Source organism: Mesorhizobium sp. WSM4884, assembly GCF_029625675.1.
Classification (GTDB): Bacteria; Pseudomonadota; Alphaproteobacteria; order Rhizobiales; family Rhizobiaceae; genus Mesorhizobium.
The window spans coordinates 410,972-418,665 of record NZ_JARTVO010000004.1 but is presented as its reverse complement, the minus strand read 5'-3'; the positions used below and the strand labels follow the sequence as shown (position 1 = coordinate 418,665).

At 62.8% G+C, this 7,694-nt stretch carries 7 protein-coding genes; all 7 read right to left on the bottom strand.

Going from position 1 to position 7,694, the window contains the following annotated elements:
• Positions 1-192 precede the first annotated feature (192 nt).
• The 7 genes from P9236_RS09420 to P9236_RS09390 all read right to left on the bottom strand — a co-directional run bounded on the left by P9236_RS09420 (position 193) and on the right by P9236_RS09390 (position 7,686).
• A complete protein-coding gene (locus P9236_RS09420) occupies positions 193-1,260 on the bottom strand; it encodes a BMP family ABC transporter substrate-binding protein (protein ID WP_278074332.1) in 1,068 nt (355 codons plus the stop codon).
• 51 nt (positions 1,261-1,311) lie between these two features.
• The gene (locus P9236_RS09415) at positions 1,312-2,232 is read right to left on the bottom strand and encodes an ABC transporter permease (protein ID WP_278074331.1); all 921 of its coding nucleotides are present in this window, start codon (positions 2,230-2,232) and stop codon (positions 1,312-1,314) included.
• Positions 2,232-3,344: an ABC transporter permease gene (locus tag P9236_RS09410; protein WP_278074330.1), complete on the bottom strand. Its 1,113-nt coding sequence runs from the start codon at positions 3,342-3,344 to the stop codon at positions 2,232-2,234. Before P9236_RS09410 ends, P9236_RS09415 begins: the two co-directional genes overlap by 1 nt.
• The gene (locus tag P9236_RS09405; RefSeq protein ID WP_278074329.1) at positions 3,341-4,918 is read right to left on the bottom strand and encodes an ABC transporter ATP-binding protein; all 1,578 of its coding nucleotides are present in this window, start codon (positions 4,916-4,918) and stop codon (positions 3,341-3,343) included. The genes P9236_RS09410 and P9236_RS09405 overlap by 4 nt, the downstream gene beginning before the upstream one ends.
• A 319-nt stretch (positions 4,919-5,237) precedes the next feature.
• Positions 5,238-6,215: a quinone oxidoreductase gene (locus tag P9236_RS09400; RefSeq protein ID WP_278074328.1), complete on the bottom strand. Its 978-nt coding sequence runs from the start codon at positions 6,213-6,215 to the stop codon at positions 5,238-5,240.
• A gap of 41 nt (positions 6,216-6,256) precedes the next feature.
• Positions 6,257-7,075: a phosphatidylcholine synthase gene (pcsA, locus tag P9236_RS09395; protein ID WP_278074327.1), complete on the bottom strand. Its 819-nt coding sequence runs from the start codon at positions 7,073-7,075 to the stop codon at positions 6,257-6,259.
• Positions 7,072-7,686 carry a DUF1326 domain-containing protein gene (locus tag P9236_RS09390; RefSeq protein ID WP_278074326.1) on the bottom strand — a complete coding sequence of 205 codons (615 nt, stop codon included), beginning with the start codon at positions 7,684-7,686 and terminating at the stop codon, positions 7,072-7,074. Before P9236_RS09390 ends, pcsA begins: the two co-directional genes overlap by 4 nt.
• Between the last annotated feature and the right edge of the window lie 8 nt (positions 7,687-7,694).

Sequence of the window (7,694 nt, the reverse complement as noted above, 5' to 3'; positions counted from 1 at the left end):
ATCGATCTTGCGCAACAGATGATCAGCCGGAACCAGCTGATCCAACGTCACCATCTCGAGCGCGGTCTGTTCGGGGGTGGGTCGCTTCAACATGACCCAGTGAATCAAAAACCCCCAGCAAAAGCCAGGGGTTTGTCAGCAGTCTGAGGGCGCCGGTGAGGCGCCCTTTCCGTTTCGGATATCCGGCCGCGCTTACTGCGGCAGCTTGTCGTCGATGCCTTTGACATAGAAATTCATGCCGAGCAGCGTGCCGTCGTCGGCGACCTCGCCGTCCTTCAGCCAGGGCGAACCGTCCTGCTTGGACACCGGGCCGGTGAAGGGATTCCAGCCGCCGGCGATCTTCTTCTCGGTCGCTTCGGCCATGGCCTTCACGTCGTCGGGCATGTTGGTGAAGGGCGCGAGCTTGACGGCGCCGTCCTTGATGCCGAGCCAGACATTATCCGGCTTCCAGGTGCCGTCGAGCGCCGCCTGCACGCGGCTGATGTAGTACGGGCCCCACTCGTCGGTGAGCGAGGTCAGCTGCGCGTTCGGTGCGAACTTGATCATGTCGGAGGACTGACCGAACCCATGCAGCTTGCGCTCCTCGGCGACCTGCAGGGCGGCGGTCGAGTCGGTGTGCTGGACGATGATGTCGGCGCCCTGGTCGAACAGCGCCTTGGCGGCGTCTGCTTCCTTGCCCGGATCGAACCAGGAGTTGACCCATACGATCTTGACCTTGAAGTCGGGATTGATCGACTGCGCGCCGAGCATGAAGGAGTTGATGCCCATCACCACTTCCGGGATCGGGAAGGAAACGATGTAGCCGGCGAGGCCTTTCTTCGATTCCTTGGCCGCGATCTGGCCGAGCACGTAGCGGCCTTCATAGAAACGCGCGTTGTAGATGCCGAGATTGTCGCCGGTCTTGTAGCCGGTCGCGTGCTCGAACATCACCTTCGGAAACTTCTTGGCGACCTTCACCTCGGCGTCCATGAAGCCGAACGAGGTGCCGAAGATGATCTTGCACTTCTCGCGCGCCAGGCGCTCGAAGGCGCGGTCGGCGTCGGGGCCTTCCGAGACGTTCTCGAGATAGGCGGTCTCGACCTTGTCGCCGAGCGCCTTTTCCACCTCGAGGCGGCCCTGGTCGTGCTGGTAGGAATAGCCGAAGTCGCCGATCGGACCGGTATAGACCCAGCAGGCCTTCAGCTTGCCGGCCGCCTCGGCGGTCGCCGCCAGCGACAGGGCCGCGGCCGTGGTCATAAGCGCAATAAGCAGTTTTTTCATCGTGTTACCTCTCTGAGTTAAGCCTTGGAGCTTCCCGTCTTTTTGTTGTCGTCAACGATCCGGAACGAATGGCTGCCCCAACGAAGCCGGCGTGTTCATCATCGTTAGCCGCTTGTTGCGCGAGATTAGAACGAGAACCACGATGGTTGCCAGATAGGGCAGCGAAGAAAGAAACTGCGAAGGCACGGGAATGCCAAAAGCCTGTGCATGAAGCTGGCCGATCCACACGGCGCCGAAGATATAGGCGCCCGCCAGCACCCGCCACGGACGCCAGGACGCAAACACCACCAGCGCCAGCGCGATCCAGCCGCGGCCCGCGCTCATGTTCTCGACCCATTGCGGCGTGTAGACGAGCGACAGGTGCCCACCGGCGAGCCCGGCGCAGGCGCCGCCGAAGATCACCGCAAGATAGCGGTAGCGGATAACCTTGATGCCAAGCGCATGCGCCGAAGAGTGGCTGTCGCCGATCGAGCGGAGAGTAAGGCCGGTGCGCGTCTTGAACAGGAACCACATCACGGCGGCAGTAAGCGCGATCGATAGGTAGAACAGCGGATCCTGGCCGAAGATCAGCTTGCCGACGACCGGGATCGAGCTCAGGCCGGGGATGTCGAGATTCGGCAGCCTGACGCCGGGCTGACCGACGAAGCTGGTGCCGATCATGCCGGAGAGGCCGAGGCCGAGCAGCGTCAGCGACAGGCCGGTCGCCACCTGGTTGGTGGCCAAGGACAGCGTCATGACGGCGAAGAGCAGCGAAAACAGCGCGCCGACGATGATCGCGGCAAGCAGCCCGATCCAGGGCGATCCGGTGAGATAGCCTGCGCCGAAGCCGCCGACCGCGCCCATGATCATCATGCCTTCGACGCCGAGGTTCAGCACGCCGGAGCGCTCCACCACAAGCTCGCCGATGGCAGCAATCAGGAGCGGCGTCGCGGCGGTCGCGATGGTCAAAAGGATGTTGATGGTGATGTCCATCAGCGTGCCTCCTCCAGCTTGGGCGCGGCCTCGAGTTTCGGCGGGGCAAAACCGATCAGACGAATGCGATAATGAATGAGCGTGTCGCAGCCGAGCACGAAGAACAGAAGCATGCCCTGGAACACCCGCGCCACCTTGTCGGAGATGCCGAGCGCGGTCTGCACCGCCTCGCCGCCGAGATAGGTCAGCGCCAGCACTAGGCCCGCGGCGACGATGCCCAGCGGATTGAGACGGCCGAGGAAGGCGACGATGATGGCGGTGAAGCCGTAGCCGGGCGAGATCACCGGCTGCAGCTGGCCGATGGCCCCGGACACTTCCGAGATGCCCGCCAGCCCCGCCAGCGCGCCGGACAGCAGGAAGGTGAAGAACACCATCTTGCTGAAGCCGAAGCCGGCGAAGCGCCCTGCCCTCGGGCTGGATCCCAGCACGCGGACCTCGAAACCCTTCAGCATGCGGCTCATCATCAGCCAGATCGCTATCGCCGCGATCAGCGCGAAGACGAAGCCCCAATTGGCGCGGCCGGCATCCGGCATCAGCTCCGGCAGGACGGCCGAATCGCCGAACTGAATGGTCTGCGGAAAGCCATGGCCCTGCGGGTCGCGCCAGGGTCCGCGCACCAGCCAGTCGAGGAAGAGCTGCGCCACATAGACCAGCATCAGGCTGGTCAGGATCTCGTTGGTGCTGAAGCGGGTCTTGAGCAGCGCCGGGATAGCCGCGTAGAGCGCGCCGCCCACCATGCCGAGCAAGAGCATCAACGGCAGCACCAGCGGACCTTCGAATTCGGGGAATAGCACCGGGATGATCGAACCGAAGATGCCGCCCAGGATGAACTGGCCTTCGGCGCCGATGTTCCAGATGTTGGCCTTGTAGCAGACCGACAGGCCGACGGCGATCAGGATCAGCGGCGCCGCCTTGATGGCCAGTTCATGCAACTGCCAGACCTCGCTGATCGGCTGAATAAAGTAGACATTGAAGGCGTTGAACGGATTGACACCGAGCAATGCGAACATCACGGCGCCGGCGACCATCGTCAGCGCGAAGGCGATGAAGGGCGACAGCACCGAAAACAGCGCCGAGCGCTGCGGACGTTTGACCAGTTCGAGGCGCATCATGCCGTCTCCAGCGTATGTTCGGCGTGGCCGGGCTCGGCCCCGCCCATCAGCAGGCCGATCTTTTCGAATGTGGCCTCGGCAATCGGCAGCGGCGCGGACAACTGGCCATTGTGCATGACCGCGATCGCGTCCGACAGTTCGAACAATTCATCGAGGTCCTGGCTGATGACGAGCACCGCCGAGCCGCTGCGGGCAAGCTCGATGAGCGCCTGGCGGATATGGGCGGCGGCACCGGCATCAACGCCCCAGGTCGGCTGGTTGACGACGAGCACGCTGGGCTTGCGGTCGAGCTCGCGGCCGACGATGAATTTCTGCAGATTGCCACCGGACAGCGCAGCGGCCTCCGGATCGGGGGCGCTCTTGCGCACGTCCATCGCGGTGATGATACGCTGGGCAGCGCCGTAGACGGAAGCGTTCTTGACCATGCCGCCGGAGCCGACGAAGGACTTGCCGTCGGTGGCATGGCGAGAGAGCAAAAGATTCTCCGAAAGCTTCATCCTGGGCGCCGCGCCGTGGCCGAGGCGCTCTTCCGGAACGAAGGCGGCACCCATCAGGCGCCTGCCGGTGATCGAGAGCCCGCCGGCGTCCTTGCCGCGGATGCGTACCGAACCGGCATCCTGCTGCAGCACCTCGCCGGAGACGGATTCGAAGAACTCGCCCTGGCCGTTGCCGGCGACGCCGGCGATGCCGATCACTTCGCCGGCGCGCACGGAAAGATTGATGTTTTTGAGCGGGATGGCGAAAGGCGTCGCCGGCTTGCGGGTGAGCCCGCGGATCTCCAGCAGCGCCGGTGCCGTCTCCATGCCTTCGGCCGGCGCGCGTACCACCGCCTTGACCTCGTTGCCGACCATCATGCGGGCAAGCGACGCGGCCGTCTCCTGGCGCGGGTTGCAATGGCCGACGACCTTGCCGTGGCGCAGCACCGTGGCGCGGTCGCAGATGCGTTTGACCTCTTCCAGCCGGTGCGAAATGTAGAGGATCGATTTGCCTTCCGAGCGCAGCCGCTCCAGCGTCTCGAACAGCTTGTCGGCTTCCTGCGGCGTCAGCACCGAGGTCGGCTCATCGAGGATGATGAGCTGCGGCGTCTGCAAGAGGCAGCGGATGATCTCGATGCGCTGACGCTCGCCGACCGAGAGATCGCCGACCAGCGTTTCCGGATCGAGCGGCAGACCGTAGCTGTAGGAGAGCGCCCTCGCCTTCGCGGCGATGGTGCTGATCGGCGAGCCGTCGTTGAGCGAAAGCGCGATGTTCTCGGCCGCCGTCAGCGCCTCGAACAGCGAGAAGTGCTGGAAGACCATGCCGATGCCGAGCTTCTTGGCGACGCCTGGGCTGGTGATCCTGACGGGCTTGCCGTCCCAGAGTATCTCGCCCGAATTCGGCTCGAGCGATCCGAACAGCATCTTGACCAGCGTCGACTTGCCGGCGCCGTTCTCGCCGAGCAGGGCGTGGATTTCGCCCTTCGCGATGTTGAGGTCGATGTGGTCGCACGCCGTCAGCGTGCCGAAAATCTTCGTAAGGCCACGAACCTCCAGCAGGTTCGCCCTGTCATGATTTGCACTCACAGTGCCTCCCATCCAGTTACCCGGATATGTTCTGTGTTCCCGATGGTATCGTATGCGCGGCCGGCTTCTGTCGGAAAGCGCCACCCAACTTGAAAGAGCTTCAAGAATTCCAGCGGAAACTCAAGAGGGTAAGATATACCTATTCAGGGTGCAGGAAAGGCTGGCCGACTTTTCGTGCAAAGCGTGCTTTCACGCCTGGCAAGGCGCTGAAAAACAACGCGGCCGGCGCAAAGCATGTCTCCCGAAAGTGGGAGCCGGTTTCGGAATAAAGACATGCTTGAGATCAAAAACTAAAGCGCGTGGAGCGAATCTGAAAAGATCGCGACGCGCTTTAGGGAATGAGGATGGTTGTGCCGGTCGTCTTGCGGCCCTCGAGATCCGATTGCGCTCGTGCCGCATCCTTCAGCGCGTAGCGCTGGTTGATCTTGATCTCGACGGCGCCGCTCAGCACCACATCGAAGAGAGCCTCGGCCGACGCCACCAGATCCTCGCGCTTGGCGTTGTAGACGAAGATCGTCGGCCTGGTTGCATAGAGCGAGCCTTTTTGCGCCAGAAGCGACATCGAGAATGGCGGGATCGGCCCCGACGACTGGCCGAAGCTGACGAACATGCCAAGTGGCCTCAGGCAATCGAGCGAAGCGGGAAAAGTATCGTTGCCGACGGAATCGTAGACGACATCGCATTTCTTGCCACCGGTGATGGCGGCGACGCCGGCGACGAAATCCTGCTCCTTGTAATTGATGACATGATCGAAGCCATGCGCCTTGGCGAGCTCGATCTTGTCGCTGGAACTTGCCGTGCCGATCACGGTCGCGCCGAGATGCTTTGCCCACTGGCCCAGGATGAGGCCGACACCGCCGGCAGCGGCATGGTAGAGGATCGTGTCGCCGGCCTTCACTTTATAGGTGCGGCGCAGCAGATATTCCGCCGTCATGCCCTTCAGCATCATGGCGGCCGCCTGCTCGTCGCTGATGCCGTCCGGCACCTTGACCACGCGATCTGCGGCGATCACCCGCTGCTCGCAATAGGCGCCGACATTGACCGCGTAGGCGACGCGGTCTCCGGGCTGCAGCCAGTCGACGCCCGCGCCGACGGCGAGCACCACGCCGGCCGCCTCGCTGCCCGGGATCAGCGGGAAGCCGCCCGGCGGCGGATAAAGGCCCGAACGGTGATAGACGTCGATGAAGTTGAGGCCGATCGCCGTGTGCCTGATCAGGATCTGACCGGCGCCCGGCTGGCCGGGATCGGCATCCTCACAGACCAGAACCTCGGGGCCGCCATGGGCGTGAATGCGAATCGCTTTGGACATCACTCAACTTTCTCGGGAAAGGATGGAAGCTAGATTTAGGGTCAGGATTTCTTGGCGCCAAGATTGGGGAACATCTGCATCACGCCCCCGATGCAGGCGAGATAGAGGCCGGTGATGGTGATGCCGATCTTGGTGAAGTCGCTGACCTGTTCACCCAGGACGCCGATCTGATTGTAGAAGCTGGCGAGTGCGGCCTGTGCCAGCGCAAGCGCGCCGAAAGCGCACCACAAAAGGATCATGCCTAGATTGAGCGACCTGAGCCGGACCACCCGCACCGGATGGATGAAGTTGATCGGCAGGAAAGTGAGGATGCCGGCCACCACGACCACGGCGAAAGAAACCCACGGTCCCGGTTCGATGACGAAGAGGGTGAACACCACCATGTTCCAGACGACAGGAAATCCCTTGAAGAAGTTCTCCTTCGTCTTCATGCCGGTGTCGGCATAATAGATCGCGCTCGACACCACGATGATGGCCGCCGACAGGAATGAGAGGTTCTCGCCCATGAAGCCGCGCTGATAGAGCGCGAAGGCCGGGATGAGCACGTAGGTCACGTAGTCGATGATGTTGTCGAGCATTTCCCCCGACCATGTCGGCAGGATTTCCTTGACTTCGAGCTTCCTGGCGATCGGGCCGTCGATGCCGTCGACGAAGAGGGCCAACCCCAGCCACCAGAACATCGCCGTCCAGCGCTCCTCGCTGGCGGCGACCAGCGACAGGAAGGCGAGGAACGAGCCGGACGCGGTGAGCAGGTGCACCGAAAAAGCACGCGCCTGCGGCCACGTCACTTTCTTCTTCGGTCGCGGAATCCGCTCCGCGATTTTCTTGGCCGCTTTCCTGGCTGCTGTGTTCTTGCTCACGGGCCTCGCCAATCCAGCTTGCATATCTCGGCCGAACGGCCGGCGAAATTCCAGTTGCGGCCGAAGGCACGCATCTTGCTCTTGTCGGACTTCGCCACGATGATTTCCGGCGCGATCCAGTATTCGGAATTGGTGATCACAGTATCCTTCTCGCGGTCCTTGCCGGGTATTGGCGTCACCGCGCCGTCGATGATCTTCGGTATCTGGAAGACGCGCGTCTTGTCACGCGTCTCGTAGGTGATCGGCACCTGCTCGACGCCGAGGAATTTTCCGACCAGGATCGACAGCAGCGACGTCGTCCCGCCGGCCTTGCCGGTGAAGATCTTGGTCAGCGCCTTCACCGCGTAGACCGAGGCGCGCTTGTCGATGAACAGGCCGGCGGTCCAGTTGCCGCGGCTCATATAGCCGGGGATTTCCATGACCAAGCCGAGATTGAGACCGGAGAGGTCGACCTCGCCGAGATGGCCGGCATCGATGCGGAAGCCAGCCCAGGTCTGGCAATAGCCCTCGGTCGGCGGATGGCTGCCAAGAGACAGCACGCAAGGGCAAAAAACCGTGCAATTGCAGGAGAGTACCAGCTCTCCCTTCATCGCCCAGCTTTGATCCGTCATCGAATTCT

Coding starts and splice junctions, on each gene's coding strand:
- P9236_RS09405 (WP_278074329.1), bottom strand. CDS start 4,918: ATGGGAGGCACTGTGAGTGCAAATCATGACAGGGCGAACCTGCTGGAG.
- P9236_RS09415 (WP_278074331.1), bottom strand. CDS start 2,232: ATGGACATCACCATCAACATCCTTTTGACCATCGCGACCGCCGCGACG.
- P9236_RS09420 (WP_278074332.1), bottom strand. CDS start 1,260: ATGAAAAAACTGCTTATTGCGCTTATGACCACGGCCGCGGCCCTGTCG.
- P9236_RS09400 (WP_278074328.1), bottom strand. CDS start 6,215: ATGTCCAAAGCGATTCGCATTCACGCCCATGGCGGCCCCGAGGTTCTG.
- P9236_RS09410 (WP_278074330.1), bottom strand. CDS start 3,344: ATGATGCGCCTCGAACTGGTCAAACGTCCGCAGCGCTCGGCGCTGTTT.
- P9236_RS09390 (WP_278074326.1), bottom strand. CDS start 7,686: ATGACGGATCAAAGCTGGGCGATGAAGGGAGAGCTGGTACTCTCCTGC.